The sequence below is a fragment of the Neorhizobium sp. T25_13 genome, from assembly GCF_002968675.1.
GTDB classification, from domain to species: domain Bacteria; phylum Pseudomonadota; class Alphaproteobacteria; order Rhizobiales; family Rhizobiaceae; genus Neorhizobium; species Neorhizobium tomejilense.
Genome location: NZ_PVBI01000003.1, coordinates 454,361 through 481,162 on the forward strand (window position 1 = coordinate 454,361; position 26,802 = coordinate 481,162).

Annotated in this window: 31 protein-coding genes; 20 read left to right on the top strand and 11 right to left on the bottom strand. The window is 62.5% G+C overall.

Features of this window, described 5'->3' with window-relative positions; genetic code table 11:
- Positions 1–385: 385 nt before the first annotated feature.
- From C5J22_RS09325 to C5J22_RS09350, 6 genes are all read left to right on the top strand, one after another.
- Positions 386–2,233 (top strand): potassium/proton antiporter, encoded by a 1,848-nt coding sequence (locus C5J22_RS09325; RefSeq protein WP_105437995.1) that lies wholly within the window; start codon positions 386–388, stop codon positions 2,231–2,233.
- Positions 2,234–2,403: 170 nt separating this feature from the next.
- A complete protein-coding gene (gene pgk, locus C5J22_RS09330) occupies positions 2,404–3,606 on the top strand; it encodes a phosphoglycerate kinase (protein WP_105437996.1) in 1,203 nt (400 codons plus the stop codon).
- A gap of 218 nt (positions 3,607–3,824) precedes the next feature.
- Positions 3,825–4,721, top strand: a complete 897-nt coding sequence (locus C5J22_RS09335; RefSeq protein ID WP_105437997.1) for a fructose bisphosphate aldolase — start codon at positions 3,825–3,827, stop codon at positions 4,719–4,721.
- A 157-nt stretch (positions 4,722–4,878) separates the two neighbouring features.
- Positions 4,879–5,325 carry a hypothetical protein gene (locus C5J22_RS09340; protein ID WP_105437998.1) on the top strand — a complete coding sequence of 149 codons (447 nt, stop codon included), beginning with the start codon at positions 4,879–4,881 and terminating at the stop codon, positions 5,323–5,325.
- Positions 5,326–5,436: 111 nt separating this feature from the next.
- Positions 5,437–6,354 (top strand): PhzF family phenazine biosynthesis protein, encoded by a 918-nt coding sequence (locus C5J22_RS09345; protein ID WP_105437999.1) that lies wholly within the window; start codon positions 5,437–5,439, stop codon positions 6,352–6,354.
- 59 nt (positions 6,355–6,413) lie between these two features.
- A complete protein-coding gene (locus C5J22_RS09350; protein ID WP_105438000.1) occupies positions 6,414–7,292 on the top strand; it encodes a GNAT family N-acetyltransferase in 879 nt (292 codons plus the stop codon).
- Between the two features lie 100 nt (positions 7,293–7,392).
- On the opposite strand, the gene C5J22_RS09355 is transcribed toward C5J22_RS09350, so the two are convergent.
- Positions 7,393–7,707: an EthD family reductase gene (locus tag C5J22_RS09355; protein WP_105427783.1), complete on the bottom strand. Its 315-nt coding sequence runs from the start codon at positions 7,705–7,707 to the stop codon at positions 7,393–7,395.
- A gap of 162 nt (positions 7,708–7,869) precedes the next feature.
- Positions 7,870–8,037: a hypothetical protein gene (locus tag C5J22_RS31110; protein ID WP_172716904.1), complete on the bottom strand. Its 168-nt coding sequence runs from the start codon at positions 8,035–8,037 to the stop codon at positions 7,870–7,872.
- 188 nt (positions 8,038–8,225) lie between these two features.
- Between C5J22_RS31110 and C5J22_RS09360 the strand changes: the two genes are divergently transcribed.
- The 3 genes from C5J22_RS09360 to C5J22_RS09370 all read left to right on the top strand — a co-directional run bounded on the left by C5J22_RS09360 (position 8,226) and on the right by C5J22_RS09370 (position 10,691).
- Positions 8,226–9,524, top strand: a complete 1,299-nt coding sequence (locus C5J22_RS09360) for an MFS transporter (protein ID WP_105438001.1) — start codon at positions 8,226–8,228, stop codon at positions 9,522–9,524.
- On the top strand, positions 9,521–9,712 hold the full coding sequence (locus C5J22_RS09365) for a DUF1192 domain-containing protein (protein WP_105427774.1): 192 nt from the start codon (positions 9,521–9,523) through the stop codon (positions 9,710–9,712). The genes C5J22_RS09360 and C5J22_RS09365 overlap by 4 nt, the downstream gene beginning before the upstream one ends.
- Positions 9,713–10,178: 466 nt before the next feature.
- Complete coding sequence (locus C5J22_RS09370; protein ID WP_037077074.1) at positions 10,179–10,691, top strand: DUF1465 family protein; 513 nt, start codon at positions 10,179–10,181, stop codon at positions 10,689–10,691.
- 52 nt (positions 10,692–10,743) lie between these two features.
- Here the strand turns inward: C5J22_RS09370 and C5J22_RS09375 are convergent, their stop codons facing one another.
- Together C5J22_RS09375 and rpmE are read right to left on the bottom strand one after the other, a co-directional pair.
- Positions 10,744–11,223 carry an AAA family ATPase gene (locus tag C5J22_RS09375; protein ID WP_105438135.1) on the bottom strand — a complete coding sequence of 160 codons (480 nt, stop codon included), beginning with the start codon at positions 11,221–11,223 and terminating at the stop codon, positions 10,744–10,746.
- Between the two features lie 132 nt (positions 11,224–11,355).
- Positions 11,356–11,577 (bottom strand): 50S ribosomal protein L31, encoded by a 222-nt coding sequence (gene rpmE / locus C5J22_RS09380; protein WP_038589408.1) that lies wholly within the window; start codon positions 11,575–11,577, stop codon positions 11,356–11,358.
- Between the two features lie 187 nt (positions 11,578–11,764).
- On the opposite strand from rpmE, the gene C5J22_RS09385 reads away from it, so the two are divergent.
- Entirely contained in the window at positions 11,765–13,561 is a 1,797-nt protein-coding gene (locus C5J22_RS09385; RefSeq protein ID WP_105438002.1) for an ABC transporter transmembrane domain-containing protein, read from the top strand.
- A gap of 131 nt (positions 13,562–13,692) precedes the next feature.
- Complete coding sequence (locus tag C5J22_RS09390) at positions 13,693–14,976, top strand: glucoamylase family protein (RefSeq protein WP_105438003.1); 1,284 nt, start codon at positions 13,693–13,695, stop codon at positions 14,974–14,976.
- Here C5J22_RS09390 and C5J22_RS09395 read toward each other — a convergent pair.
- The 6 genes from C5J22_RS09395 to C5J22_RS09420 all read right to left on the bottom strand — a co-directional run bounded on the left by C5J22_RS09395 (position 14,960) and on the right by C5J22_RS09420 (position 20,320).
- The gene (locus tag C5J22_RS09395) at positions 14,960–15,178 is read right to left on the bottom strand and encodes a hypothetical protein (protein ID WP_105438004.1); all 219 of its coding nucleotides are present in this window, start codon (positions 15,176–15,178) and stop codon (positions 14,960–14,962) included. The two genes, C5J22_RS09390 and C5J22_RS09395, sit on opposite strands and share 17 nt — an antisense overlap.
- 25 nt (positions 15,179–15,203) lie before the next feature.
- On the bottom strand, positions 15,204–16,235 hold the full coding sequence (locus C5J22_RS09400) for a peptidoglycan -binding protein (RefSeq protein WP_105438005.1): 1,032 nt from the start codon (positions 16,233–16,235) through the stop codon (positions 15,204–15,206).
- Between the two features lie 3 nt (positions 16,236–16,238).
- Positions 16,239–17,291: a flagellar motor protein MotA gene (locus tag C5J22_RS09405; protein WP_105438006.1), complete on the bottom strand. Its 1,053-nt coding sequence runs from the start codon at positions 17,289–17,291 to the stop codon at positions 16,239–16,241.
- A gap of 135 nt (positions 17,292–17,426) precedes the next feature.
- Entirely contained in the window at positions 17,427–18,227 is an 801-nt protein-coding gene (locus C5J22_RS09410) for an inositol monophosphatase family protein (RefSeq protein WP_046666818.1), read from the bottom strand.
- A gap of 294 nt (positions 18,228–18,521) precedes the next feature.
- Entirely contained in the window at positions 18,522–19,667 is a 1,146-nt protein-coding gene (locus tag C5J22_RS09415) for a tetratricopeptide repeat protein (protein ID WP_105438007.1), read from the bottom strand.
- Positions 19,667–20,320 (bottom strand): thiamine phosphate synthase, encoded by a 654-nt coding sequence (locus tag C5J22_RS09420; RefSeq protein WP_105438008.1) that lies wholly within the window; start codon positions 20,318–20,320, stop codon positions 19,667–19,669. Before C5J22_RS09420 ends, C5J22_RS09415 begins: the two co-directional genes overlap by 1 nt.
- 118 nt (positions 20,321–20,438) lie before the next feature.
- Between C5J22_RS09420 and C5J22_RS09425 the strand changes: the two genes are divergently transcribed.
- Both C5J22_RS09425 and C5J22_RS09430 read left to right on the top strand, forming a co-directional pair.
- Positions 20,439–21,209, top strand: a complete 771-nt coding sequence (locus tag C5J22_RS09425; protein WP_105438009.1) for a sulfite exporter TauE/SafE family protein — start codon at positions 20,439–20,441, stop codon at positions 21,207–21,209.
- A 114-nt stretch (positions 21,210–21,323) separates the two neighbouring features.
- On the top strand, positions 21,324–21,584 hold the full coding sequence (locus C5J22_RS09430) for a helix-turn-helix transcriptional regulator (protein ID WP_046634883.1): 261 nt from the start codon (positions 21,324–21,326) through the stop codon (positions 21,582–21,584).
- Between the two features lie 158 nt (positions 21,585–21,742).
- Here the strand turns inward: C5J22_RS09430 and C5J22_RS09435 are convergent, their stop codons facing one another.
- Complete coding sequence (locus C5J22_RS09435) at positions 21,743–21,919, bottom strand: YdcH family protein (RefSeq protein WP_105428632.1); 177 nt, start codon at positions 21,917–21,919, stop codon at positions 21,743–21,745.
- Positions 21,920–22,150: 231 nt separating this feature from the next.
- On the opposite strand from C5J22_RS09435, the gene C5J22_RS09440 reads away from it, so the two are divergent.
- The 7 genes from C5J22_RS09440 (at position 22,151) to C5J22_RS09470 (ending at position 26,774) form a co-directional block, all read left to right on the top strand.
- The gene (locus tag C5J22_RS09440) at positions 22,151–22,354 is read left to right on the top strand and encodes a YdcH family protein (RefSeq protein WP_037077103.1); all 204 of its coding nucleotides are present in this window, start codon (positions 22,151–22,153) and stop codon (positions 22,352–22,354) included.
- Positions 22,355–22,364: 10 nt separating this feature from the next.
- The gene (purE, locus tag C5J22_RS09445; RefSeq protein WP_007757842.1) at positions 22,365–22,862 is read left to right on the top strand and encodes a 5-(carboxyamino)imidazole ribonucleotide mutase; all 498 of its coding nucleotides are present in this window, start codon (positions 22,365–22,367) and stop codon (positions 22,860–22,862) included.
- Positions 22,859–23,938, top strand: a complete 1,080-nt coding sequence (locus tag C5J22_RS09450; RefSeq protein ID WP_105438010.1) for a 5-(carboxyamino)imidazole ribonucleotide synthase — start codon at positions 22,859–22,861, stop codon at positions 23,936–23,938. Before purE ends, C5J22_RS09450 begins: the two co-directional genes overlap by 4 nt.
- 123 nt (positions 23,939–24,061) lie before the next feature.
- Positions 24,062–24,187 carry a type B 50S ribosomal protein L36 gene (ykgO, locus tag C5J22_RS09455; protein ID WP_003497670.1) on the top strand — a complete coding sequence of 42 codons (126 nt, stop codon included), beginning with the start codon at positions 24,062–24,064 and terminating at the stop codon, positions 24,185–24,187.
- A gap of 99 nt (positions 24,188–24,286) precedes the next feature.
- On the top strand, positions 24,287–24,895 hold the full coding sequence (locus C5J22_RS09460; protein WP_105438011.1) for a hypothetical protein: 609 nt from the start codon (positions 24,287–24,289) through the stop codon (positions 24,893–24,895).
- A gap of 19 nt (positions 24,896–24,914) precedes the next feature.
- Positions 24,915–25,952, top strand: coding sequence for an alpha/beta fold hydrolase (locus C5J22_RS09465; protein ID WP_205837168.1), 1,038 nt, complete (start codon positions 24,915–24,917; stop codon positions 25,950–25,952).
- Positions 25,953–26,027: 75 nt separating this feature from the next.
- Positions 26,028–26,774: a hypothetical protein gene (locus tag C5J22_RS09470; protein WP_105438012.1), complete on the top strand. Its 747-nt coding sequence runs from the start codon at positions 26,028–26,030 to the stop codon at positions 26,772–26,774.
- Positions 26,775–26,802: the final 28 nt, after the last annotated feature.

A 26,802-nucleotide genomic window follows, 5' to 3' on the forward strand; every position in this document is an offset into this window, starting at 1 on the left:
TGGCAGGCCTGTCCCGAAAGGATGGGCGCGAATAAAGCCACGCAGCGAGGCGAGATGATCACCTGTAGAGGCCGGAAGCCTCGACAAGACGCCGAAGGCCACGCGAATGCGGAGCCACACATTACTAAACAAAATCAGGTTCCGCATTCGTGTGGGCTCTCCGATCTTTGAAAAGCCGTCGGCACCAAGGCACGGGTCCGTCTTTTTTATCCCCTGCCCTTCTCTTGCCGGAATTGTTCCCGCCTAATCGATCAGTCGATTCGCCCGGCCCTCGGCCGGGATCTGCCCCATTCTTGCATGGCCGCGTTGCGGCGTGGCACAGTCCCGTTCCGGGGCTGCGGACGGGGATGGTGTCGGCGAGAGGTGCGAAGGAAGGGACTTTTAGGTGGAGGCTTTTTATATCGTCCTGCTGGTCGGCACGGTCCTGGTGCTGGCGGCTGCCCTTTCGAGCCTCCTTGCCTTCCGCTTCGGTGCTCCTCTGCTGCTGATCTTCCTGTCGATCGGCCTGCTCGCCGGCGTCGATGGCCTCGGCATCCAATTCGAAAACTATTCCTTCACCTTCATGCTGGGCTCGCTGGCGCTGGCGATCGTGCTGTTCGATTCCGGCTTCATGACCCCTATCCACTCGTTCCGCCTTGCCGCAGCGCCGGCGATCACGCTTGCATCGGTCGGGGTGCTGCTGACGACCGGCATCTTCGCCCTCGGCGCGATGATCCTTCTGAACTTCAACTGGCTCGAAGGCCTGCTGCTCGGCTCGATCGTTGCCTCGACGGATGCTGCCGCCGTCTTCTTCCTGCTGCGCGTCAGCGGCATCAACATCCGCGACAAGGTGCGCTCGACGCTCGAAGTCGAGTCCGGCACCAACGATCCGATGGCGATCTTCCTGACGATTGCGCTCGCCGAACTGCTGGCGACCGGCCAGGGCCTTTCCGGCCTCGACCTGCATTTCCTTTTCCTGTTCGTCGAGGAAATGGGGCTCGGCGTCATCTGCGGCCTGTTCGGCGGCATGATGATCGTCTGGGTGCTGAACCGCTTCACCTCCGACCGGGGCCTGGCGCCGATCTTCGTGCTGACGCTCGCCCTGCTGGTGTTTTCCTTCACCGGCGCCATGGGCGGCAGCGGTTTTCTGGCGGTCTATGTGGCCGGCATCTATTCCGGCAATCGCAAGATGTTCGCAAAACCCCAGATCATCCGCTTCAACGAGGGACTGACCTGGCTTGCGCAGATCATCATGTTCCTGGTGCTCGGCCTGCTCGCCACGCCCTCGCAATTCCCGGCTATCCTTCTGCCGGCGATCGGGCTGGCGCTCTTCCTGATCTTCGTCGCCCGGCCGATCGCCGTGTGGCTGAGCCTGCTGCCCTATGATTTCACCCAGCAGGAGACCAGCTTCCTCGCCTGGGTCGGCCTGCGCGGCGCGGTCTCGATCCTGCTTGCGATCATGCCGGTCTTGAGCGGCGTCGAGAACGGCCAGCTCTTCTTCAACGTCACCTTCATCATCGTACTGGTCTCCCTCCTCGTCCAGGGCTGGACGATCAAGCCGGTCGCACAAAAACTCGGCCTCATCATCCCGCCGCGCATCGGCGCCGTCGACAAGATCGAGCTCGACCTGCCGGGCACCGCCCATCACGAGCTGATCTCCTACCGCGTCATGAAGGACAGCCCGATCCTGCAGGGCGAACGCATCCCCCGCTGGGCCATGCCGTCGCTGGTCATCCGCGACGGCCGCAGCATGCGTTACCAATATGCCGGCCGGCTGAAGGAAAACGACCAGGTCTACCTGTTCATCTCGCCCGCCTATTCGAAACTGCTCGACCGCATCTTCGCAAGCCAGGTGCCGGTCGACGAGGACGACGCGGAATTTTTCGGCGCCTTTGCGATCTCGCCGGCAGGCCCCGCCAAGGAGCTCGATGCCGCCTATGGCCCCGGCCTGCTCTCCGCCAACGAGCAGAACATGACGATCGGCGACCTGATCACCTCGCGGCTCGGCGGCCGCGCGGAATATGCCGACCGCATCCGCTTCGGCTCGATCATCCTGATCGTGCGCGAACTGGACGAGCACGAACATGTCCGCAGCATCGGCATTTCGCTGGAACCCGTGGAACCGGCGACCAATCTGCCGATCTTCATCAACATGCGCGAGATCGCCCACCGCGTCCGCGATCTGGTCCGCAAGTACCGTGGCAAGAGCGTGCCGGTGAAGCCGGGCGCCGTGCCGCCCGAGGGCCCAGCATAGGGTTGCGAAAGCTCAAATAAAATCCTCCACCCGCTGCGTTATCGCAGTAGAATCGGCACGCACCGTCTCCGCGACAGACGGAATGGAAATGGTTGCGACCAATCGTCTTGCGTCGCCGGTCAGGCATAGTAAGGTCCGCTACGAACTTTCCGAGTAAATGGATTAGCATCATGCCGGCCTTCAAAACCCTTGACGACCTCACCGATATTGCAGCCAAGCGCGTGCTCGTGCGCGTCGATCTCAACGTTCCCGTTGCCGATGGCAAGGTCACCGACGCGACCCGCATCGAGCGCGTCGCCCCGACCATTCTGGAACTCTCGAAGAAGGATGCCAAGGTCATCCTGCTTGCCCATTTCGGCCGTCCGAAGGGCGAGCCTGTCGCCGACATGTCGCTGTCGCTGATCGTCTCTGCCGTCAACCAGGTCCTCGGCCACAAGATCCTCTTCGCCTCCGACTGCATCGGTCCGGAAGCCGAGCAGGCAATCGCCGGCATGAAGAACGGCGATATCCTGCTGCTCGAAAACACCCGTTTCCACAAGGGCGAGGAAAAGAACGACCCGGGCTTCACCGAGGCGCTCGCCAAGAACGGCGATATCTTCGTCAACGACGCCTTCTCCGCCGCCCACCGCGCCCATGCCTCGACCGAGGGCCTCGCCCATCACCTGCCCGCCTATGCCGGCCGCACCATGCAGGAAGAACTCGAAGCGCTCGAAAAGGGCCTCGGCAATCCTGCCCGCCCGGTCGTCGCGATCGTCGGCGGCGCCAAGGTCTCCACCAAGATCGACCTGCTTCAGAACCTCGTGAAACGGGTCGACGCGCTGGTGATCGGCGGCGGCATGGCCAACACGTTCATCGCGGCACAGGGCATCGATGTCGGCAAGTCGCTCTGCGAGCACGACCTTGCCGAGACGGCCCGCAAGATCATGGCAGAAGCCGAAACCTCCAATTGCGCTATCGTGCTGCCGGTCGACGGCGTCGTCGCTCGCGAGTTCAAGGCTGGTGCCGCCAACGAAGTGGTCGATATCAATTCGATCCCGGCTGACGCCATGATGCTCGACGTCGGGCCGAAGTCGGTGGCAGTCGTCAACGAATGGATCTCCAAGGCCTCGACGCTCGTCTGGAACGGCCCGCTCGGCGCCTTCGAGATCGAGCCGTTCGACAAGGCGACGGTCGCTGCCGCCAAACATGCGGCAGAGCAGACCAGGGCCGGCAAGCTCACCTCGGTGGCAGGCGGCGGCGATACCGTCGCAGCCCTCAACCATGCTGGCGCTGCCGACGACTTCTCCTACGTCTCGACCGCCGGCGGCGCATTCCTGGAATGGATGGAGGGCAAGGATCTGCCGGGCGTCTCGGTTCTGATCAAGGCCGCCTGATCTGTCGTTTTTCCGAAAGGGAGCGCGTTCCATGTAGGGCGGCGCGCTCCCGAGTTAACTGGTTTAAAAAATTTTAGATGTTTTAAACGATTGAAAGCATTTCAATCGTTTCAATAGCTTACCGCAGGATTTCCCTTTAAAATAACTTCTGTTATCCGCGACTGACAGCTTGGGAGAGACGAGCGCGTTTTGCGCCAACTTAGGGACAGGAGTGTAGTATGGTGGACGCGAAGATGTTGAACAAGATGAGTTCTGCGCCCGGATTCATCGCGGCGCTGGATCAGAGCGGTGGTTCAACACCCGGAGCATTGCGTCTTTACGGCGTGTCCGAGTCCGACTACCAGGGCGACGACGAGATGTTCCGCCTGATCCACGCCATGCGCGTCCGCATCATGAGCGCGCCCGCCTTTACTGGCGACAAGGTTCTCGGCGCCATCCTTTTCGAGCGGACCATGGACGGCGACGTCGATGGTGAGCCTGTTCCCTCCTATCTCTGGGAAAAGCGCGGCGTCGTCCCCTTTCTCAAAGTCGACAAGGGCCTCAATACCGAGGAAAACGGCGTTCAGACGATGAAGTCGGTGCCTGAACTGGATGATCTCCTGATCCGCGGTCGTGAAAAGGGGATATTCGGGACCAAGATGCGGTCGGTGATCGGCCATGCCGACAAGGCCGGCATCGCTGCCGTCGTGGAGCAGCAGTTCCAGGTTGCCCGTCAGATCATCGGCCAGGGCCTTATGCCGATCATCGAGCCGGAAGTTTCCATCAAGAGCCCGACAAAGGAACAGGCTGAAGCGATCTTGCGCGACGAGATCGCGCAGCAGCTCGACAAGCTTCCCGCGGGCGAGACGGTCATGCTCAAGCTGACGATCCCGACGGTCGCCGATTTCTACGCTCCCTTGACCGCCCACAAATCGGTCGTCCGCGTCGTCGCCCTTTCCGGCGGCTACAGCACCGCGGAAGCCTGCGAAAAGCTCAGCCATAACCACGGCATGATCGCCAGTTTCTCGCGCGCTCTGGCCGAAAACCTCCGCGCCTCGATGAGTGACGCAGAATTCAATGCGAGCCTCGCCGCAACGATCGATCAGATCTACGCCGCAAGCGTCAACAAGTCCTGACGCGAAAGATCTCGAAAAGGCCGCTTGAGGAGCGCCTTTTCAAGGAGGAGGAAGAAGGCCGCTTCGGAAACGGAGCGGCCTTTCTGTTTGCTGCGACCTCGAAGCCGACGTGAACCGAACGGGCAAAACAACGTTCATTGCATGATGGAGGTTGCCCATGACGGAAATTGAAGAAAAGGTCCGAAGGCTTTTCGATGAATACGGCCGGACCAGCAATGATGCCCTGAAGGACGCGGCGTCGGTGAACGTCTCCGCCGTCGCAGCGTTCTTCGCGCCCTATTTCGTCGGCTCGACACCGCAGGCGGTGTTCGGTGGAGCCAACGACGCGGCATTCCGGGAAGTGATCCCGCAAGGCTTCGCCCGATATCGCGATGCCGGCGGCAAGCGGATGGACATAACCGGCGTCAGGATCACCTGCCTCAACGATCTTCATGCGCTTGCCGAAGTCGGGTGGGATTTTTCCTACGTCAACAAGGCGGGCGAAGCCGGCAATGTCCGGTTCACCAACTTCTATCTGGTGACGATCGCCGATGGCGACCCGAGGATCTTCGCCTATATCACCGGCGACGAGGAGAAGGCGATGCGTGACCACGGCCTTACCTGAGCCGATGATGCCGGCCGCTTTCATTCCGTTGATGACGGCGATCAAAAACATTGGCTGGTCAGGAAGGTCGATGAGGATTTAAATCCGGCATCGCATCCGGAGAGTTTTGCCATGCCGACCGCCGATTTCGTCACCGTCGATGTTTTCACGACCGAGCGTTTCGCCGGCAACCCGCTCGCCGTGGTGCCGGATGCGCGCGGGCTCTCCGACCGGCAGATGCAGAAGATCGCAGTCGAATTCGGTTATGCCGAAAGCACCTTCGTCCTGCCGCCGGAAAACCCAGAAAACAGCGCGCGGGTACGCATCTTCACCCCGACGATGGAAATTCCCTTTGCCGGTCACCCCAATGTCGGCACCGCCTACGTGCTCGGTCAGCGGCGCGAGCTGTTCGGCAAGCCCGTCACTGACAAGCTCCGGTTCGAGGAAATCGCCGGCCTGGTGGAAATCCAGCTGCTGCGGGAGACAGCCGGCGTGATCGGCGCTGCGATCCGCGCGCCGCGACCGCTGGAAATTGGCGCCGAGATCGAGCCCGGCCTGATTGCCGACTGCATTTCGATCGACGCAAAACACGTGCGCACCACCGCCCACAGGCCGGTCTTCGCCTCGGTCGGCCTCGCCTTCGCGATCGCCGAACTCGATGGCCTCGAAGCACTTGCCGCCGCCCGGCCGAACATCACGGCCTTCCGCAAGGCTGCCGCGAAACACCAGGGTACAGATGGCGACTTTCCGATCTTCCTCTATGTCCGCAGCCAGGAAGAACCCTGGAACCTCCGCGCCCGCATGTTCGCGCCGCTCGACGACATCATGGAGGACCCGGCGACCGGTAGCGCCTCTGCCGCCCTCTCCGCCTTCCTGGTAACGCGTGCGCCGGAGACGGATGCCAAGGTGCATCTGACGATAGAACAGGGTGTCGAGATGGGCCGCCGCAGCATCATCGAGCTTGATGTGGTGAAGGCGGCCGGAACCGTCACCGACGTCACCATCACCGGCCGCTGCGTGCCCGTCATGCGCGGCTCGATAGACGCCTAGAAACCGTTTCATGGGCGATGGCGATTTACAACAGGCGAATATCTGACTAAAGTCAGAGAATGTCCAAGGTTCAGGTCGAACAGATTCGCCGCTTCAATCGGGTCGTCACACTGCATGTCGGCGCGTTGGAAGACAGTTACCTGCAACGTGGCCGTCCGCTCAGCGAAGCTCGGCTGCTGCATGAAATCCGTGACGGCACAGATGTGCGTGCTTTACGCGAGCGGCTGAAACTCGACTCCGGTCACATCAGCCGTCTGTTGCGCTCGCTTGAAGCGCAGGGGCTTGTCCGGACGACTGCGGATCCGAGCGACGGAAGGGTTCGGCGCGTGGCCCTGACGCCCGGCGGCTTGAATGAGCGGGCGACCTACGAGGCGCTCTCGGATGAGCTCGCCATGTCGTTCCTCCGGCCCCTTGACCCTCACCAGCGCGACCGTTTGATCGACGCCATGGCAGAGGTTGAACGCCTGCTTCGCGCAGGAGCGGTGGAGGTAAGGCTCGAGCCGCCGGCCAGCGCTGCGGCGCAATGGTGTCTGGAACAGTATTTTGCCGAACTTTCGGCTCGTTTCGAGGTTGGCTTCGATCCTTCCCGGAGTAACCCGGCGAGTCCCGAGGAAATGACGCCGCCATCCGGGTTCTTCCTTGTGGCCTGGCTAGACGGCGCCCCTCAGGGCTGCGGAGCGCTTAAGGTCGGTGATGGGGCATCGGGCGAGGTGAAGCGGATGTGGACGGCCCCGACAGCGCGGGGATTGGGCATCGGCCGCCGCATGCTGCGTTCGCTGGAAGCAATGGCGCGCGAGGCTGGCCTGACGCGGCTGCGCCTGGAGACCAATCGCGCCCTCAACGAAGCTCAGGCGCTCTACCGCAGCGAGGGTTACCAGGAAGTCGCGCCGTTCAACGCGGAACCCTACGCCCACCATTGGTTCGAAAAGAAGCTTTAGGTCACCGACTCATCAAGCGCATTCAGATTTGATCAGGTGCGCCAGCGCTACGCCGCCGATCCCGGAAAGTTCAACGGCTACGCCTGACGCACCGAAGCCCCTACCCTCCAACGATTTCGCTGATCTGCACGATGGGCACGATGTCCGTATAGTTGGCGACGTCCGCGACGATCTCCGCGCGGTGGGGACCGAACGCCTCCTGGAATGTCCCCAGGGTCGGCGAGTAGACGTGGCACGCCGCGACGAACTCCGGCGCGCTTCCAGGTTCGCGACCCGCAAGGCCTTTTTCGATCTCGTAGCGCAGGCAGGCATCGCCGAGCCGTTCCTGGATCAGTGGCATGTGGTGGGTGCGGTAGTAGTCGTGATCGAACTTCGAGCCGCCATCGGCCGGATAGTAGACGCTCATCTTGATCATCATCGGGCTCCTGCCTGAACGCCTCTTCGAGCGTCCGGGGCGCCTTATAGCTCACCGGCTCGTAAAGCGCATCCGGATTTTGGCTGAGCGAGTTTGACGAGAGCAAGGTTCTATCGCTACCGCAACCTCGTCGAACGCCTCTTCAGTTTACGAGTGCATGACCTAGAGAGTCGTGAATTCGCGCAGGATCAGCGCGGCACTCCAGACCGCGAAGGCGACGATCGCCAGCTTCCAGAAGTCGCCCCGGCGCCTCAAGCCGGGAAGGTTGAGCGGCTTGATGATCTGCACCAGCATGGCAAAGATCAGAAGAACGGCGATTGTCTTTGTCATTTGGTCTTGCCGATCTTATCCGCCATAGGCTGGACATTTTTGCGCTCCACCACAGATAGATGTGGAGGGGATTCGGGGAAAAGGTAATCCGCTTCGCTTTCGTTAACGCCCGGTTCATCAGCATGCAACAATGCTTGCCTGCGGAGCCGTGATTGATCGTATTCGCGCAAAGAGCTGACAGTGCAAAGATGAGACGAAACCTCCTTCCAATCCTCGCCCTCCTTTGCGGTACGCTTCTCCTCTTCCTCGGCAATGGCCTGCAGAGCCTGCTTCTGCCGGTGCGGGGCGCTCAGGAAGGTTATTCCAACGAAGTGCTGGGTCTGCTCGGCACCACATGGGCCTCCGGCTTCGTCATCGGCTGCTTCGTGGCGCCCAACGTGGTGCGCCGCATCGGCCATGTCCGCGCCTTTTCCGGCTTCCTGTCGCTGATATGCCTCAACGTGCTGCTGACCGGGCTGATGGTCGACCAGAATACCTGGCTGGTGCTGCGCGCCATCACCGGCTTTTGCACCGCCGGCACATCGATGATCATCGAAAGCTGGCTGAACGAACGCGCCACCAGCGAAAGCCGCGGGACGATCTTTTCGTTCTATATCTCGATCACCCTTTTCGGTGTCGTGGGCGGCCAGTTGATGGTGCCGTTCGCGGATATCGCGACGCCGACGCTGTTCATGATCTGCGGTATTTTCTATAGCCTTGCGGCGCTGCCGACGACGCTGTCCAAGGCGGCCTCGCCGCAGCCGCTGAAACGCGCCCGCCTGGATCTGCGCGGCCTCTTCCGCAATTCCCCGATCTCCTGCATCGGCATCCTGCTGATCGGCGTCGCCAACGGCGCCTACGGCACGCTCGGCGCGGTCTTCGGCACGCGCGCCGGGCTCGACCAGGGCGCGGTGGCGGCGATGGTCAGCATCACGCTCTTCGCCGGCGCGATCATGCAGTTTCCCGCAGGCCGGCTGTCCGACAGAATGGACCGCCGCCACGTGCTTGCCGGCCTTTCAGCCGCGGCGGCTCTCGCGGGCCTGGCGATCGTCGCAACCCGACCCTCCGGCACCTATGAGATCGTCGTGCTGGTGGCGATCTACGGCGCCGCCGCCAACGCGCTCTACCCGATCGCCGTCGCCCACGCCAACGACTTCGCAGCCCCCGAGGACTTCGTGAAGGTCTCCGGCGGCCTGCTTCTGCTCTACGGCATCGGCACGATCATAGGTCCGACGCTCGGCGGCCCGGTGATGACCTGGGCCGGCCCGCATGCACTGTTTGCGGTGACGACCGGAGCGCATCTTCTGGTGGCCGCCTATGCTATCATCCGCAGCCGCCAGCGGGCGCCGGTTCCGATTGCCGAGCGCGACGCCTACACGACGGCGCCGGCTTCGACCTCGCCGCTTGCCACGCCCGAGAGCCTGTCGCTCGACCCGCGCGCCAAGACCGGCGGCTCGACGCCGGATAGTGTCAGGCCGGAAACCAGTGCCGGAAAGGAGACATCATGAGCTTCATCGACGACGAACGACCGAAGAAACCCACCACCCACGAACTCGGCAGCGACCTCTCCATGCTGTCCGTGGACGAGCTCGAATCGCGAATCGATCTGCTGCGGCAGGAGATCGCCCGATTGGAGGCCGAGAAGGAGGCGAAGGCCGCAGGCCGGCGCGCAGCCGACAGTCTGTTCCGTTCCTGAACGTCGGGCTCCAACGGGAACTTTAAGTATTTCTCCTTAGTTTTAAGAGTATATTAATCATCATCGGAGAATATGGAGACGTTCAGGCTTCCTGGACTCAGACAGTTTCACCATTCGGCGAATGGTCTGATTTCTCCCTGTTTTACCTTGAGAGCCGCCTTTCCGCGGCTCTTCTTTTTTAGGGCGACGCCGGCCCGGCTCAGGCTCTTTGCCTTCGACACCCTCGCGGCACCGGTTTCAACCGGCTTTCCCACAGAAACAAACTGCTGTATTGGACGCCAAAATGCGTCTCATTTCAGGAACATGGCCGTTGTTTACCACTTCTTGTGGGTATTAACCTTTCCTTAAGAAACGCCTTGCGGATTTCCATTATAAGTATCATGTTCAGGTCAGTCAGAACGGCATGGGAACTTTTATCCGCCGTTGTCATTGCCTGAATGTGATTGCGTTGAGCAGGATGATTTCGATGTCCGAACAGGGATTGAATACCGTAAGTTTTGCAGGCCGTGCCGCTGCGTCTTCGCAGTTCAAGGCGCTCTACTCCGAAGGTATGTCGCTGGTCGAGGAGACCGCGAGCTATCTCGACGGTACGGGCCGCGCCGCTTCGAAGGTTCTACCGCGCATGGCATCGGTTCTCTACGCGGCCGAGTCCATGCGGCTGACCACCCGCCTCATGCAGATGGCCTCCTGGCTGCTTCTGCAGCGCGCCGTCAACAATGGCGAGATGAGCCGCGAACAGGTCATGTCGGAAAAGAGCAAGGTCCGTCTCGACGGCTTCAACGTCGACCGCAATGCTCCGGGCTGGCTCGACCTGCCGGAAGGTTTCCGCGATCTCGTCGAACGTTCGCTGCGCCTCCAGAACCGCGTCGCCATTCTCGACCGCGAGATCTATCGCCCGGCCGACCCGGCGGTTCTGCCGGACAACGAAAACAGCGTCCGCGCCCAGCTCAACCTGCTGCGCACCGCCTTCGGCAACTGATCGCCGTCAAGGCTTTCCGATCACAGCCGGTGCAGACGCTGCGCCGGCTTTTTCATGGTCGCAGAAGGCTCTCCGCACAGGCATCGATCTCATCCCTGTTCGTCAGCCGCGCCTTGTGGCCTGAGAAGCTCTCGAAAAGCTTCAGGTGAGCGTCGAACGAATTCCAGTTGTTCTTTCGAACTCTGTATTCCGACACCCATTTGACCAACCCGTCGAACGCGGTCCGGCTCTCGCCGCCCTGAATGCCGCGGCGCAGGATATTCGCCACACACTCGTCTTCGCTGAGATCAAGCCAGACCAGCACCGTCGTCCTCGACAGGGCGATATCGACGTAGCGGCCATAGACGCCCTCGATCAGCCAGGCCTCACCCGCTGCTACTGCCCGAACATCCTCGTGCACGACCGCCCTGTCGCGTGCAATCCCGTAGCGACCCGGCTCCCAATGCACGTCGTCGAGGTGAGCGAGCGGCAGGCGAAGCGGCTCTGCCAGCCTTAGCGCCAGCCAAGTCTTGCCGGACCCGCCGTTTCCCATGATTAGGATTCGCCGGGATGCGGCCGGAATATCGGATTGCTCTTTCAACGGCTCCTCCCCGTCAAACACCGCAAAACGAAAAAAGCCCGGCTTCCGCCAGGCTTTTCGTAACTCTTGGCGCCAAGAAGCGTATTAGAGGCCGAGGCCGCCGAAACGCTTGTTGAACTTGGAAACGCGGCCGCCGCGGTCCAGCATCTGCTGGTTCCCGCCCGTCCAGGCCGGATGCGAGTTCGGGTCGATTTCCAGGTTCATGGTAGCGCCTTCCGAACCCCAGGTAGAGCGGGTTTCGTATTCGGTGCCGTCGGTCATGACCACTTTGATCACGTGATACTGCGGATGGATGCCAGCCTTCATGTCGATATTCCTGCTCTGCGAGGTCCATTTGTCGCAATTGCGAGCGAGAGGCCTCTTTAATAAATGAAGCCGTAGACCGGTCTGGTCACGGCTTCCCAATTGGATGCGGAGCCTATACAGGAAGGTCGCCGGAAGTACAAGTACCCGTAAGGCCGAGAATTGAGCCTTTCGAGCCTATGGAGATGACGTGGCAGACGCCCGAGAAAACCAGCCGAGAGGCAAAGCCCTGAGACCGCTCGCAAGGCTTGTTCCCTACCTTGCCCGTTATCGTTCGATGGTCGCCGCGGCAATCGTTTTCCTCGTGCTCGCCGCCGCAACCACGCTTGCCCTGCCGCTTGCCGTGCGCCGCATGGTCGATCACGGTTTTGCCTCTTCCGACGGCCATTTCATCAACAACTATTTCGGCATGCTGCTGGCACTGGCCTCCTTGCTCGCCGTCGCCAGCGCCATGCGCTACTACTACGTCATCACCATCGGCGAGCGGGTCGTCGCCGACCTGCGCCGCGAGGTGTTTTCACATGTGACGTCGCTGTCGCCCTCCTTTTTCGACGTCAATCAGTCTGGCGAGATCGTCTCGCGGCTGACGGCCGACACGGTCCAGATCAAGTCCGCCTTCGGTTCGGCAGCTTCCCAGGCGCTGCGCAACACCATTCTCTGTCTCGGCGCGATGGGCATGATGATCTATACCAGCCCGCGGCTGTCCGCGCTGGTGCTCGGCGCCATCCCGCTGATCGTCTTCCCGCTCGTCGGATTCGGCCGCTCGGTCAGAAAGCGTTCGCGCGCCGCCCAGGATACGCTTGCCCAGACCTCGGCCTTCGCCTCCGAAGTGATCGGCGCCACCCGCACGGTCCAGGCCTTTGGCGGCGAGACGACCGCAAACGGCCGGTACGGCAGCACCGTGGAAAGCGCCTATGACGCTGCCCGCACCGCCATTAAGGCCCGCGCGCTGCTGACCGGTTTCGGCATTCTCCTCGTTTTCGGCAGCATCGTCGGCGTGCTCTGGTACGGCGCCCAGAGCGTTCTGGCCGGCACCATGACCGCCGGTACGCTCGGCCAGTTCGTGCTCTATTCGGTGATCGCCGCTAGCTCGCTCGGCCAGCTCTCGGAAGTCTGGGGCGAACTATCGTCGGCCGGCGGCGCTGCCGAGCGGCTGACCGAGCTGCTGCACGAAGTCCCGGCAATTCGCGACGCGGAAAATCCGGTCGCGCTCCCCTCCCCGCCGCGTGGCGAGGTCGAGTTCGAAAAGGTCTCCTTCGCCTATCCGGCCCGCGTCAGCGCCATCACGCTCAATTCGCTCTCCTTCAAGGTGAGGTCAGGGGAAACGGTAGCGATCGTCGGTCCCTCCGGCGCCGGCAAGAGCACGATATTCTCGCTGCTGCTGCGTTTCTACGATCCCTCGGCCGGATCGGTGAGACTCGACGGCCTAGACCTGCGCCAGGCAAGGCTCGCCGAACTGCGTTCCCGCCTTGCCATCGTGCCCCAGGACGTGACCATCTTCGCCGCCTCCATCCATGACAACATCGCCTTCAGCGCTCCGGATGCCAGCCGTGAGGCGGTTCGCGCCGCGGCGATCGCCGCCCAGGCCGACGAGTTCATCTCGAAGCTGGACAACGGCTACGACACCATGGCCGGCGAACGGGGCATCACCCTTTCCGGCGGCCAGCGCCAGCGCATCGCCATCGCCCGCGCCATCCTGAAAGACGCCCCCGTCCTGCTGCTCGACGAGGCGACCTCGGCGCTCGATGCGGAAAGCGAAACGCTGGTCCAGAAGGCGCTCGACGGACTGATGAAGAACCGCACCACGCTGGTCATCGCCCATCGGCTGGCGACCGTGCTGAAGGCCGACCGCATCCTCGTGCTGGAAGACGGGCGGATCGTCGAGGAGGGCACCCACCAGAGCCTGATCGCCGAGGGCGGCCTCTATGCCAAGCTCGCCCGCCTGCAGTTCCACGACATCGAACGGCAGAGCGCCGCCGCACTCTGACCATTCACGCCAACGTGTTTCGCTCGGGTCCAAGCTGGAAGTGAACCGGGCGCGCCGAATGCCTATCTACCGCGGAACCGCCAGAGAACCACCAGTATCGCAGATACCATTGCCGCCAGAAGCTCGAGGTCATGAATTTCAGTCAACTGCCGCCCGACCCGTCGCTCGACGATTGCCTGGACAAGATACAGTCCCGGACCTTCCGGTTCTTCTGGGATGGTGCCCATCCCGAATCGGGGCTGCCGTTCGACAAGTGCTTCGTCTCGGGCGCGCCTTCCCCGAATATGGTGTCGATCAGCGGCGTCGGCTTTGGGGTCCTAGCCATCATCGTCGCCTGCGAACGCCAGTGGATCAGCCGTTCGCAGGCACTGGAGCGCATATCGACCATCATCGATCATCTGAGGCATTCCCCAACTTTCCGCGGGGCATTCGCGCATTTCATCGACGGCTCGACGAACGACGTCATCCGCTTCTCCGGACGTGACGACGGCGGCGACCTCGTCGAAACGACGCTGCTGATGCAAGGCCTGATCTGCGCGCGGGAATATTTCGCCGGCGAGACCTCTCGGGAAGAGAAATTGCGGGCGGATATCACGCGACTGTACGACGAGGTGGAGTGGGACTGGTTCACCCGCGGTAAGGATGGAGCCCTCTACTGGCATTGGAGCCCGAACTACGGTTGGGCCATGAACCTGCCGATCCGCGGCTGGAACGAGGCATTGTCCTGTTATGTCCTGGCGGCCGGCTCCGACACCCATCCGATCAGCCCCAAGAGTTACCGTGCCGGCTGGGCCCGGTCCGGAGCCATGCTCAACGGCGAGATCTATCTTGGAACGGAGCTTCCGCTCGGCGAGCCCTATGGCGGGCCGCTCTTCATCTCGCATTATTCGTTCTGCGCGCTGGATCCGCGGGGCCTGAGCGATCGCTATTGCAGCAACTACCACGACCAGGCCGTGGCACATACGCGCATCAACCACGACTATTGCCTGACCGTGCCCGACTATGCCAATGCCGGGGTCTGGGGCCTCAGCGCCTCCGACGGACCGCAAGGTTACGGCGCCCATTCGCCGACATTCGATCGCGGCGTCATCGCCCCGACCGCCGCCCTGTCGAGCTTCCCCTTCCTGCCCGCCGAGGCCGAAAGCGCCATGCGCGCATTGCTTCAGTATGGCGATGGAAAACTGCTCGGCGCATTCGGCTTCGTCGACGCCTTCGTGCCGAAGACAGGCTGGGTGGCCGGCACATATCTTGCGATCGACCAGGGTCCAATCATCGCGATGATCGAAAATTATCGATCCGGCCTACTGTGGCGCCTGTTCATGAACGCGCCCGAAGTGCGTCGCGGCCTGACGCGGCTGGGCTTCACGTCGACCACCCATTCCATCGGGGCGGAAATGCCTAGTCCAGGCGTCTGAACGTCCACTTCACCACATAGTCGCCGTTGCGCTTGATCTTGGTCTTGGTCCGCACCTCGACCGGGCCACCGAGGGCAGATTCGGCATCTTCGAAGGCTTGGCGCGCCTCGGCGATCGCCCTGTGGTAGACGCTGTTGTCCCGCTTCGGGCTTTCCGCGACCTCCTTCAGGAGCGCGCTCATATCCGGCTTGTCTTCGGCCATCACTTAAGTCTTCCCGTGGCCGGATTTACCGCTCGGTGAGCTTCAGCTCGATGCGGCGGTTCTGGGAGCGGGCGTCCGGGGTATCGCCTTGGGCGAGCGGCTGGAATTCGCCGAAGCCGGCGGCGACGAGGCGGTTGGCCGGCACGCCCTTGGAAATCAGGTATTTGACCACCGAAGTGGCGCGGGCCGAGGAAAGCTCCCAGTTGTCGCGGTAGCGGCCGGTGCCGGTAAGCGGCGAGTTGTCCGTATGCCCGTCGACGCGCAGCACCCAGTTGATCTCGGCCGGGATTTCCTTGGCGAGATCGAGAAGAGCCGCCGCGAGCTTGTCCATCTCCACCCGACCGGCCGGGTCGAGTTCGTTGCCGCCGACCGGAAAGAGCACTTCCGACTGGAAGACGAAACGGTCGCCGACGATGCGGATGTTCTCGCGGTCGGAGAGGATCTCCCGCAGCCGGCCGAAGAAGTCGGAGCGGTAACGGTTCAACTCCTGGACACGCTGCGCCAGCGCGACGTTGAGGCGCCGACCGAGATCGGAAATCTGCGCCTGCGAGGAAGCATCCTTGGCTTCCGAAGCCTGCAGCGCCTGTTCGATGGCGGCGATCTGGGCTCGCAGCGCGGAGATCTGCTGGTTGAGCAGTTCCACCTGACTTGCGGCGCGGGCGCTCAGCTGCTGTTCCTGATTGAGCTGGTTGGTGAGGTCGCCGATGCGGGCATTGGCGGCGCCGCTGCTGCCGGCACCCTGGCTCAGCAGCTGCTGCAGGCGCGAGCGGTCCGCCTCGGCTGTGGCGAGCGACGACTGCAGGTTGGCAAGCTGATCCTCGACGTCCTGGCTATTGCCCTTTTCGAGCGCCAGCAGTTCCGTCAGTTCGGCGATCTGGCTGTTCAGCCGGTTCAGCACCTCGTCACGGCCGGTGATTTCGCGGCTGAGCAGGAACTGCGCAAGCACGAAGACGGTAAGCAGGAACATGATGGCGAGCAGCAGCGTGGAAAGCGCATCCACGAAACCCGGCCAATAGTCGACGCCCCGCTCGCGACGGCGGCTCTTGCCAAGCGCCATCGCTTACTTCCCCCCGATCTTGTCGGAAAGCCGGTCGAGCGTGCGGCGCAGAGCCTTTGATTCCTCCTGCTGCGCCTCGATCCAGTCGCGCAACATCTGCTGTTCGTTGCGCATGTTCTTGACCAGGCCCTGGATGCCTTCGGCGAGATTGGCCATGGCCGACAGCGACCGCTCGTTCTGATGGGCGTCGACGGGGCCCTTGGTCTGGGCGGAGGCGAGCGCGCGCAGCTGTTCGGTCAGCGCCCTGATATCTTCCGAGGAACCACTCGCGATGGTCTCGGCGACAACAGGCGGCAGGTCCGATCCGAGGTCGGTCACCGAAGACAGCCAGTTTTCCAGTTCCGTATAGAAGCGGTTCTGGGCGCGGCCGGCCTGCAGGTCGAGGAAACCCAGGATCAGCGAACCGGAAAGGCCGAGCAGCGAGGACGAGAACGCCGTGCCCATGCCGGCGAGCGGTTGGGCAAGACCGCTCTTGATGGCGGCCAGCACGTCGTTGGAACTGCCGGAATTCGGGTCGAGCGCGCCGATGACGTTGCTGATCGAGCCGATGGTCTGGATAAGGCCCCAGAACGTGCCGAGCAGGCCGAGGAAGACGAGCAGGCCGATCAGGTAGCGCGACGTGTCGCGTGATTCGTCGAGGCGTGTGCCGATCGTATCGAGGATCGAGCGGAAGGCGTTGGTCGACAGCGCCATCCTGCGGCGGCTGCCGATCAGGGTGCGCATCGGCGCCAGCAGGCGCGGCTCGCGGCCGACCTTGTCGGCGCTGCCGGCGGCGCGGAAGGAATTGAACCAGCGCACTTCCGGCATCAGGGCGATCACCTGGTTGAAAACCAGGATCACGCCGATCAGGAGAACGCCGAGAATGAGGCCGTTCAGACCGGGATTGGTCTGGAAGGCGTGAGCGGCCTGGCGATAGAGGATGGAAGCGACGAAACCGACGATGATCAGGAAGATCAGCATCGTCCATAAGAACGATGCGGGATTGGACAGTTTATAGGCATAACCGCCGCGGCCCGTTTCAGACGCGTCCAAATCGTCCACTGTCGCATTCGCCATAATATGCTTCGCCTCCGGTAGTCTGCAGTGCCGGAGGCTAGTTGAAAAATGCGACGAATTGAAGTGCAGAAGCTCAGGAAAACAGTCAGCTATTCAGTACTGCAGATCTAAGCCGGGCGGTGGCGCAAAAATGCCTCAGCGGGTCGGAACGGGTCGATTGACGACTTCGACCAGCGCCTTCTGGATAAGTTCGTTGCCGGCCACGACATTGCCGCTGCCGAAAATATCGGTCGTGCCTTTCATGTCGGAAACGAACCCGCCCGCCTCGCGGATGAGGATCAGGCCGGCGGCCATGTCCCAGGGCATAAGCTCGGTTTCCCAGAAGCCGTCGAGACGACCGGCAGCCACATAGGCAAGGTCGAGAGCGGCCGCGCCGAACCGGCGCATGCCGGCCACTTCGCCCATCACGTGGCGCAGTTCGACGAGGAACTTGCCGTGATTGCCGCGGCCGAGATGCGGCATGCCGCAGCCGATCACGCAGTCGGACAGCACGCGGCGCGCGGCGACCCGGATGCGGCGGTCGTTCATGAAGGCGCCGCCGCCCTTTTCGGCAGTGAACAGCTCATCGGTCGCAGGATTGAACACCACGCCGGCAACCACTTCCCCGTTGCGCTCGAGCGCGATGGAGACTGCGAACTGCGGAATGCCGTGCAGGAAGTTGGTGGTCCCGTCGAGCGGATCGACGATCCAGCGATGCGCGCCGTCGGTGCCCTTCAGCTCTTCGCTTTCCTCGCCGAGGAAACCGTAGGTCGGACGCGATTTCAAGAGCTCGTCGCGAACAATCTTTTCTGCCTTCAGATCCGCCTGGGACACGAAATCACTGGGGCCCTTCACCGAAACCTGCAGGTTCTGCACCTCGCCGAAATCTCGCGAAAGCGACTTTCCTGCCTTAAGGGCAGCCTGAACCATGACGTTGAGAAGGGCGGAGCGGGCCATGCGGGAAATCCTTGGGGTTGTCCCGACTTGTCGTCTGGACGGGACGGCGTTTTATGAGCGATTTTTTGATTGGCGGCTTCAAGACCATAAAACGGCGCGAAATTCAAGCCGTCCGCGGGAATGCGGGCATTGCAGCCCTGGCCGCGTCTGCAAAACTGGTCTTGGGCGGTCCCGGATGTGTGAGCGACGAAACCAGATTGCCGCACCGTATCCCGGCGCTTCGCTTTGGCTCATCCCGTTCGGCCCTGCAATCGATTCACTGGATCGATTGCTCCGGCTGCGCCGGACCGGGCCTCACCCACGCCGGAATTTATTCGCCGCCTCGATCGCCCGGCGCTGCTGATCCTCATTGATCCCGAGATAGAAATCCTCGAGCTCCGGGTCCTGAAGGCCGGCGCGGCGCGACAGCACGTACCACTTCGCCGCTTCCACCGGATCAGGCCGAGTGCCGAGCGCGTTGACATAGAGATGTGCGAGCTTGTTCTGGGCGACCACATTGCCGCGATGGGCGGCGATCCGCAGCCACTCGAAACCCTTTTCGTAATCGCGGTCTCCCGCGACGCCGTTGACCAGCCAGAGGCCCATGTCGAGCTGCGCGGTGTCGAAGCCGGCCGTTGCGGCGCGCTCCAGCCATTCGCGGGCCCGCGCCTTCTTCTCAGCCGGAACATCTTTCAGCGTCACATAGACCTGCGCCACCGCATATTGGCTATCGGCGACGCCCTGCCTTGCGGATTTTTCGTAAAAGGGCAGCGCCATATGCAAGCCCTTGTCGCCCGGATTTTCGGAAACCAGGATCTGCGCCCAGTTGAATTGCGCCGAAGCATTGCCGGCTTCGGCGGCCCTGCGCATGAAACTGTCAGCCTTTGGTTTGTCGCGGGGAACATCGCGCCCGGTCATCAGCAGCAGCGCATATTGGAACATGGCGGCCGGATCGCCGCCCTCCGCCGCCTTCTGATACCAGAACGCCGCGGTCTTGGCGTCGCGCTTGATGCCGAGCCCCTTGGTCATCATTTCGGCGACCAGGGTCTGCGCCGCCGCATCGCCGGTCCCGGCCCGGGTCAGCGCTCTGTCGAGGGCGGTCACATACATTCCGCGCTGGTATGCCCCGTAGGCTTCGTCCACGGTGCCGGTATAGTTTTTTTCCGCCGGTGCCGGCGGCAGTGCGGCTCCCATGCGCTGGTAAAGCTCGACCCCGCCCGAAGGAATGATGCCGTTCGGCTGGCCCTCAGGCTCCTTGGTTCCCTTTGCGGAGCCCGGAACCGGCTGGGTCTCGACCCGCCCTTTTTTCATCGGCTGGAAATCGCGCTCCACGGGCCGGGTCACCGCCCTGGAATTCGCCTGCGCCAGCGCAAGACAAGGCATCGCCGCCGAAGCGATGAGTGTCGCCAGCAGCCCTTTCAGAATCACGCGGGAAAGGCGGTTCGACGGCATGGGCTTCATCAAGCCTCAAACCGTGGCGCTTTTTCGTCCAGAATTGCGTTGACTTCAGCGACCGCGGCGCCAGGGCCCTGGGGATTGGAAAAGACCGCTTCCCTGAGCGCCACGAACTCCGCGCCGGTCTCCGCGACGGCAAGCGCCGAGGAGGTATCGGTGCCGCCCATGACGATGCAGGGGATCTCGATCATCGATGCCCACCACTCGCCGAGCGCGAGGTTTTTCGGATGTGCTTCCGGCTTGATATCGCCGTCGAGCTTGCCGAAGAAGATATAGTCGGGACGATGTTCACCGATTGCAAGCGCCTGATGCCGGTCGCCCGCCCCGCCGGTGCCGACGATCATCTTCGGCACGAATTTCTCGATCGCCTCCCCCAGCTCGGTGAGGTCACCGCCAAGATGCAGGCCATCCGCCTTGATGCGCCCGGCCACCCGGCTGTCTCCACAGATCAGCGCCGCAGCGCCCGCCGCCTGGATCAGTTCGACTAGTGCTTCCGCACGCTTCTGGAACGCCTGGTCGTCGAGCCCGTATTGCGGCACGATCACCGACGCGACGTCGCCGCCTGCAAGCGCGGCTTCGAGATCCTTGGCCTGCTGATCGGCATCGTCATATTGCGGCACGATCAGCACGAGGCGGCAGCGGTCTTTCTGTCCGGTCATGTTTCTTCCCGTTCGGCGGATATCGACTTGTGAAAATCCGCACTCGTTTTCTGTCCGCAAATTCGATAGACCGGACCGCCTGCCGGATCAACCATTCCCTCATCGCCTTCGAGTCTTCATGCCCGATACGCTTAGCTTCGCGTTCTTCACCTTCGCCATCCCCGCCGTTCTGCTTGTCGGCCTCTCGAAAGGGGGGATCGGCGGCGCTATCGGTCTGCTCGGCGTGCCGCTGATGTCGCTCGCGGTCGATCCGGTCAAGGCGGCGGCGATCTTCCTGCCGATCCTGATCGTCATGGACATCGTCGCATTGTGGTCGTGGCGGAACTTCAACGATGCCAGGACGCTGCTGGTGATCCTGCCCGGCGGCATCATCGGCATCGCACTCGGATGGGCGACGTCGGCCTATGTCTCGGACGATGCCCTGCGCCTCGTCATCGCGGTTGCGACGATCCTGTTTACCGTGCGCTATTTCTGGCAGGTCTACGGCCCTCGCTCCAACCAGCCGAGGGCTCCCCTGCCGCACCGCCCGGGAGCCGCCACCTTCTGGGGCGCCCTGTCCGGTTACGCGAGCTTCGTTGCCCATGCCGGCGGGCCGCCGTTCCAGATCTACGTCCTGCCGATGCGGCTCGATCCGAAAGCCTATACCGGCGCCAGCATCCGCTTCTTCGCGATCGTCAATGCGGTCAAGGTCATTCCTTACTTCTTCCTCGGCGCACTCGACTCCGAAAACCTCACCATCTCCGCAACCCTTCTGCCCGTAGCCCTGATCGCGACCATGATCGGCGCGGCCATCGTCAAGCATCTGAAGGCGGAAACCTTCTATCCGATGACTTACGGTCTGGCATTCTGTGCGGGATTGAAACTGTTGTGGGACGGCCTGCCGTTCTGACCCGGCAAAGCAGGCGCGGTGCAGCTAAAAAAGCAACGCAAAATAAGGCGGGCGATATTGTTGCGATGCACAATAAATCTTGCCGTTCTCGAGCGTTTACCGTAAGTTCAACGGATGACAACCGTTGACCCCTTTGCAGCCATAGCTGATCCTAACCGGCGGTATCTGCTGGAGGAATTGCGGCGCGCTCCGAGAACCGTAAACGAACTTGCGCAAGGGCTGCCGATCAGCCGGCCCGCGGTGTCGCAGCATTTGAAGGCTCTTCTGGACAGCAATCTGGTGAATGTGACGGCGGAAGGCACGCGGCGCATCTATTCCGTCAACAGCAAGGGCTTCGACAGGCTGAACCTGTGGCTGGATCAGTTCTGGTCGTGACGACGGCTTTTAAACCGTGGGAATTGTGGCTCCCTTCCACGACCAGAACCTTGTCATTGTTATTTCTGGGTTATTTCTGGATTATTGGTTTGCCGCTTTTATTATTCGCCTCTTACTGATGAAACAATGGGCGAGCGGCGGGTTCTCCTACTGAGGAACTAATGACGCGTGGATGCTTTTATGCGCTGCATTTGGTCCTTGATGCGCAGCTTGCGCCGCTTGAGTTCGGCTATTTCACGGTCGTCGGCGGAGGGGGACGCTAGAACGGTCTGGAGCTCCTCCTCCAAAGCACCGTGCTTCTTTTCAAGCGATGCGATATGAGCCTGGACGGTCATGTGGCATGTTCCTTCCTTAGTCACCTACCACGGCATTCCCTAATGCCGAGGCTTCAGGTTTACGAAGGAAGTGTGACACGATCGGCCGGCTTTGTCGAAGGTGAAATCATGGTTTGAAGTGGGCAAATTCGTGACCTTGTCTAACTTCCCGTTAACGCGGTTTGGTGGTAGAGGCTTGCGGAGAATGCCGGCGACCGCTGAAATGCCGGGCGTGAGAATGGGGACTGGAATATGGCAGATCAGGAACAGGCGGATGTCCGGCTGGTGCTCGCGAAACTTCGACAGGAACACGAGGATTACGACGCCGCCATCAATGCCATGATCCAGGTCGGCTGCGACGCTCTTCGCGTGCAGCGCATGAAGAAGAAGAAACTGTCGCTGAAAGACAAGATGACTCAGCTCGAAGACCAGATTGTTCCGGACATCATCGCTTAAGGGTCCCGCCATGTCTGAAAGACCTGCCGTCGCCATCATCATGGGCAGCCAGTCCGACTGGGAGACCATGAAGAACGCCGCTGACACGCTGGAGGCGCTCGATATCGGTTACGAGGCCCGTATCATATCGGCGCATCGCACGCCGGAGCGGATGATGCAATTTGCCAAGGGCGCCCGTGCCGAAGGTTTCCAGGTCATCATCGCTGGCGCCGGCGGTGCGGCCCACCTGCCCGGCATGACCGCCGCCATGACACCGCTTCCGGTTTTCGGCGTGCCGGTTCAATCGAAGGCGCTGTCGGGCCAGGACAGCCTGCTGTCGATCGTCCAGATGCCGGCCGGCATTCCGGTCGGCACTCTTGCCATCGGCCGGGCCGGCGCCATCAACGCCGCCCTGCTGGCAGCCGCGGTTCTCGCTCTCAACGACGACGAGATCGCCGACCGGCTCGACGAATGGCGCGCCCGCCAGAGTGCGGCCGTTGCGGACTACCCAATCGACGAGGCTCCATGACTGTCCACACGATCGGCATCATCGGCGGCGGCCAGCTCGGCCGCATGCTGGCCATGGCCGCAGCCCGGCTGAATTTCCGCACGATCGTGCTCGAACCGCAGGCCGACTGCCCGGCAGCCCAGGTCGCCAACGCCCAGATCACCGCCGCCTATGACGATCCGGCAGCACTCGCCGAACTCGCCAGCCGCTGCGACGTCGTCACCTACGAATTCGAAAACGTGCCGGTGACCGCCGCCGAGGCGCTGCAGCGCTCGGTTGCGGTTTATCCGCCGGCCAAGGCGCTCGATATGTCGCAGGACCGGCTGACCGAAAAGCGCTTCCTGAATTCCTGCGGCATCGAGACCGCCCGATTCCACGCCGTCGACAGCCAGTCCGACCTCGAAAAGGCACTCGCCGATTTCGGCGGCCAGGGCGTCCTGAAGACCCGCCGCATGGGTTATGACGGCAAGGGCCAGCGCGTCTTCCGCTCCGCCGACGACAAGCCGGCCGGCGCCTACGATGCGCTCGGCGGCGTGCCGCTGATTCTGGAAAGCTTCGTGCCCTTCGAGCGCGAAGTGTCGATCATCGCCGCCCGCGCCATAGACGGCACGGTCGCCTGCTACGATCCGGCCGAAAACGTCCACCGCAACGGCATTCTCCACACCTCCACCCTGCCCGCCAGGATTTCCGAATCGACGGCGAAGACCGCCCGCGAATCGGCCGAGAAGCTGCTCGCCGCGCTGGATTATGTCGGCGTCATCGGCATGGAATTCTTCGTGATGGCGGGTGGCACGCTGATCGCCAACGAGATCGCCCCGCGCGTCCACAATTCCGGGCACTGGACGGAGGCCGCCTGTGTCGTCTCGCAGTTCGAGCAGCATATCCGCGCTGTCGCAGGCCTGCCGCTCGGCTACCCCGCCCGCCATTCCGACTGCATGATGACCAACCTCATCGGCGACGATATTCTGGACGTGCCGGTCTGGCTCTCCCGCGCCGATGTTCTGGTTCATCTCTATGGCAAGACGGAATCCCGACCGGGCCGGAAAATGGGCCATGTGACCGAATTGAAGGGCCTGAAAACGTCGTCACAAGGTTGACATGCAGATTGGCTCGGGTTATCTGCACGCCCAACTGAGAGCGCGCCCCTCGAAGAATCTTGGCGGCGCGCTTTTGATTGATAGACATGCGGCCTCGCGCCCACAGACTGCTGGACCAGGAAAATGAAGATCAAGAACTCGCTTAAGGCGCTGAAGGCTCGTCACCGCGATAACCGTCTGGTTCGCCGCAAGGGCCGCGTTTACATCATCAACAAGCAGAACCCGCGCTTCAAGGCTCGTCAGGGCTGATACAGGCAATCGGCTCCGGTTTCAGCCGCAGCCGATCAAATTGTCGATAACACGACAAATCGGGTTTGACCTTCGGCGCAGGCGGATTACCTTATCCGCATGCGCTATTTTCGTTTCAGTACCCTGATTCTCGCCGCGAGCCTCGCCGCTTCGTCCGCTCCCGCCCAGACCGCGACACCCAAGCCGCCTGCGGCCGCCCCGGTCATTCCCGCCGCCGCCCAGAAACCCGGCAAGCCCGTGGATGCGCTGTTCGGTGCCTTGAAGCGCGAACGCAATCCGGGAAAGGCACGCGGCATCGCCAGCCAGATCATCGCCGACCTCAACGATTCGGGCAGCGCCACCGTCAACCTGCTGATGCAGTGGTCGGCGACCGCCATCAAGGAAAAGCGCAACGCCGCGGCACTCGATTTCCTGGATCAGGTGACCGTGCTCGATCCCGCCTTTGCCGAAGGCTGGAACCGCCGTGCGACGCTGCACTACACGATGGGTGACCCGCGCAAATCCATGGCCGACATCGCCGAAGTGCTGAAACGCGAGCCGCGCCATTTCGGAGCGCTGGCCGGCATGGCGGGCATCCTGACGGAGGCGGGCAAGGACGAACTGGCGCTGAAGGCATGGCAGGACTATCTCGCCGTCTACCCGGCCGACCGCGACGCCCAGGAAGCCGTCACCAAGCTTTCTGAAAAGCTCGCCGGCAACCGGACCTGAGCCTTCGGGCGGCACGTCGATGATGATCTTGCCCCTTGCCATCATCATTGTTGCCACCGCTTTTTGCTTCACCGCCTGGAAGGCGAAGGCGATCGAGGCCGAGTTCCCGAATACCGGTGAACTGGTCGATGTCGGCGGCTTTTCCATGAATTCGCTGCATGTGCCGAAGCCGGCCAGCGCAGATTTGCCGGCGATCGTCTTCATCCATGGCGCCAGCGGCAACTTCCGCGACCAGGAGGCGGCCTTCCGCAAGGCGCTCGAAGGCCGCGCCGAGATGCTCTTCCTCGACCGGCCGGGCCACGGTTATTCCGAGCGCGGCGGGCCTGAGAACGGTTTCCCGGACGGTCAGGCGGCGGCGATAGCAAGGCTGATGGAAAAGCGCGGCATCGACAAGGCGATCATATCAGGCCACTCCTTCGGCGGCGCGATTGCCGCGAGCTTCGGCCTCTATCATCCGGAAAAGACCGCCGGCCTGCTGTTTTTGGCGCCCGCCACCCATCCCTGGCCCGGCCGGATCGACTGGTACTACAAACTCACCGCCCGCCCGGTGATCGGCCGGCTGTTCAGCCATCTTCTCGCCCTCCCCGCAGGCCTCATGGTGATGAAGGCCGCCACGCGCTCGGTCTTTCACCCCAACCCCTGCCCCGAGACCTATCTTCGCGACGGCGCGCCGTATCTGGTCCTGCGCCCGAAAGTGTTCCGCAGCAACGCCATCGATGTCGCCAACCTCAACGGCTACGTGACGCGCGTCGCGCCGCGATATACGGAAATCACTGCGCCGACGGTGATCATCACCGGCGACAGCGATGCCATCGTCGCGGAGGAGATCCACTCGCGCGGCCTTGCCCGCGATATCGCCGGGTCCGAACTCGTCTCCATCCGCAATCTCGGCCACAAGCCGGATTATCTGGCGAGCGACGTGGTGATCGCCGCAATCGAAAAACTCTCGGGCCTCCCCCGCGACCTGAAGGCCGCCGCCCACATCGCGGAAGCGCGCATCGCGCCGGCAGCGGAAGACTCGGCTCCCGAAATGGATCTCTCGATCGAGAAAACCTGAGCCTTGCTCGGACGACGCCAGCCCGAAGCAAGCTGACCGTCCCAACCTCCGGCCACATGGAATCGGAGAGACGAGATGCAGATCGGCAGCATTGGCAGTGACTACCCGGCGCGGCCTGCGAAGCAGGATGGAGCGTCGGCCTCGACGGATGCCGCAACAGCCGCGTCGTCCGGTCCATCCAGGCCCAAGGACGAGCTCTACGATCGCCTCGTCCATGGCCTGACCTCGCTGAAGAAGGCGAGCGACGAGGCGGACGAACAGGCAAAGGCGCGCGCCAGGCAGAAGCTCGATGATGCCAAGCAGCAGCTCGAGTTCATGCGCCGCTGGGGGTTCGATCCGCAGGTGATCGCCAAGCAGGCGGCCCAGCTCGGCGTCATCGTTGCCGGTGCCGCCCGCGAATTCACCGAGGCCCTGGCCGGGAGCGGCGCGACTGCGCCAGCGACCCCCGCCAATGCTCTTTCCGGAGCGGAGACAGGAGAGACCATCCCGGATGCGAACGAACCGGCCACGACTGCCTCCGCAGACGAACCGTCAGACGAGCCCGCAGCCGACAAGCCCGTCTCCCACGCCGAGCAGGCCTATCTCGACGCGATGGATGAAACGCCGCGCGAGGCGCCCAAACTGTCCCTCGACGACATCAAGACCGCGATGGAATTCAGCACCGTCGCCCGCCAGATCAAGGCGCTGCTGGAAGAGGCCGCCCGCAGGCTGCGCGAGCAGAACAGCGCCGCCACGGTGCCCGGCACCGGAAGCCTCGATGCCTCCGTCAACGCCCTGACCGGCACCATCTCCGCCATGCCAACGGTGAGCATCACCGTCTGAAGGTTTTATCCGGCCGTGACAATGCTGA

Bases quoted from the DNA above. Each gene is read 5' to 3' on its own strand.
- pgk (WP_105437996.1), top strand. From the start codon at position 2,404: ATGCCGGCCTTCAAAACCCTTGACGACCTCACCGATATTGCAGCCAAG.
- C5J22_RS09335 (WP_105437997.1), top strand. From the start codon at position 3,825: ATGGTGGACGCGAAGATGTTGAACAAGATGAGTTCTGCGCCCGGATTC.
- C5J22_RS09340 (WP_105437998.1), top strand. From the start codon at position 4,879: ATGACGGAAATTGAAGAAAAGGTCCGAAGGCTTTTCGATGAATACGGC.
- C5J22_RS09345 (WP_105437999.1), top strand. From the start codon at position 5,437: ATGCCGACCGCCGATTTCGTCACCGTCGATGTTTTCACGACCGAGCGT.
- C5J22_RS09350 (WP_105438000.1), top strand. From the start codon at position 6,414: ATGTCCAAGGTTCAGGTCGAACAGATTCGCCGCTTCAATCGGGTCGTC.
- C5J22_RS09355 (WP_105427783.1), bottom strand. From the start codon at position 7,707: ATGATCAAGATGAGCGTCTACTATCCGGCCGATGGCGGCTCGAAGTTC.
- C5J22_RS31110 (WP_172716904.1), bottom strand. From the start codon at position 8,037: ATGACAAAGACAATCGCCGTTCTTCTGATCTTTGCCATGCTGGTGCAG.
- C5J22_RS09360 (WP_105438001.1), top strand. From the start codon at position 8,226: ATGAGACGAAACCTCCTTCCAATCCTCGCCCTCCTTTGCGGTACGCTT.
- C5J22_RS09365 (WP_105427774.1), top strand. From the start codon at position 9,521: ATGAGCTTCATCGACGACGAACGACCGAAGAAACCCACCACCCACGAA.
- C5J22_RS09370 (WP_037077074.1), top strand. From the start codon at position 10,179: ATGTCCGAACAGGGATTGAATACCGTAAGTTTTGCAGGCCGTGCCGCT.
- C5J22_RS09375 (WP_105438135.1), bottom strand. From the start codon at position 11,223: ATGGGAAACGGCGGGTCCGGCAAGACTTGGCTGGCGCTAAGGCTGGCA.
- rpmE (WP_038589408.1), bottom strand. From the start codon at position 11,577: ATGAAGGCTGGCATCCATCCGCAGTATCACGTGATCAAAGTGGTCATG.
- C5J22_RS09390 (WP_105438003.1), top strand. From the start codon at position 13,693: ATGAATTTCAGTCAACTGCCGCCCGACCCGTCGCTCGACGATTGCCTG.
- C5J22_RS09395 (WP_105438004.1), bottom strand. From the start codon at position 15,178: ATGGCCGAAGACAAGCCGGATATGAGCGCGCTCCTGAAGGAGGTCGCG.
- C5J22_RS09400 (WP_105438005.1), bottom strand. From the start codon at position 16,235: ATGGCGCTTGGCAAGAGCCGCCGTCGCGAGCGGGGCGTCGACTATTGG.
- C5J22_RS09405 (WP_105438006.1), bottom strand. From the start codon at position 17,291: ATGGCGAATGCGACAGTGGACGATTTGGACGCGTCTGAAACGGGCCGC.
- C5J22_RS09410 (WP_046666818.1), bottom strand. From the start codon at position 18,227: ATGGCCCGCTCCGCCCTTCTCAACGTCATGGTTCAGGCTGCCCTTAAG.
- C5J22_RS09415 (WP_105438007.1), bottom strand. From the start codon at position 19,667: ATGAAGCCCATGCCGTCGAACCGCCTTTCCCGCGTGATTCTGAAAGGG.
- C5J22_RS09420 (WP_105438008.1), bottom strand. From the start codon at position 20,320: ATGACCGGACAGAAAGACCGCTGCCGCCTCGTGCTGATCGTGCCGCAA.
- C5J22_RS09425 (WP_105438009.1), top strand. From the start codon at position 20,439: ATGCCCGATACGCTTAGCTTCGCGTTCTTCACCTTCGCCATCCCCGCC.
- C5J22_RS09430 (WP_046634883.1), top strand. From the start codon at position 21,324: ATGACAACCGTTGACCCCTTTGCAGCCATAGCTGATCCTAACCGGCGG.
- C5J22_RS09435 (WP_105428632.1), bottom strand. From the start codon at position 21,919: ATGACCGTCCAGGCTCATATCGCATCGCTTGAAAAGAAGCACGGTGCT.
- C5J22_RS09440 (WP_037077103.1), top strand. From the start codon at position 22,151: ATGGCAGATCAGGAACAGGCGGATGTCCGGCTGGTGCTCGCGAAACTT.
- purE (WP_007757842.1), top strand. From the start codon at position 22,365: ATGTCTGAAAGACCTGCCGTCGCCATCATCATGGGCAGCCAGTCCGAC.
- C5J22_RS09450 (WP_105438010.1), top strand. From the start codon at position 22,859: ATGACTGTCCACACGATCGGCATCATCGGCGGCGGCCAGCTCGGCCGC.
- ykgO (WP_003497670.1), top strand. From the start codon at position 24,062: ATGAAGATCAAGAACTCGCTTAAGGCGCTGAAGGCTCGTCACCGCGAT.
- C5J22_RS09460 (WP_105438011.1), top strand. From the start codon at position 24,287: ATGCGCTATTTTCGTTTCAGTACCCTGATTCTCGCCGCGAGCCTCGCC.
- C5J22_RS09465 (WP_205837168.1), top strand. From the start codon at position 24,915: ATGATGATCTTGCCCCTTGCCATCATCATTGTTGCCACCGCTTTTTGC.
- C5J22_RS09470 (WP_105438012.1), top strand. From the start codon at position 26,028: ATGCAGATCGGCAGCATTGGCAGTGACTACCCGGCGCGGCCTGCGAAG.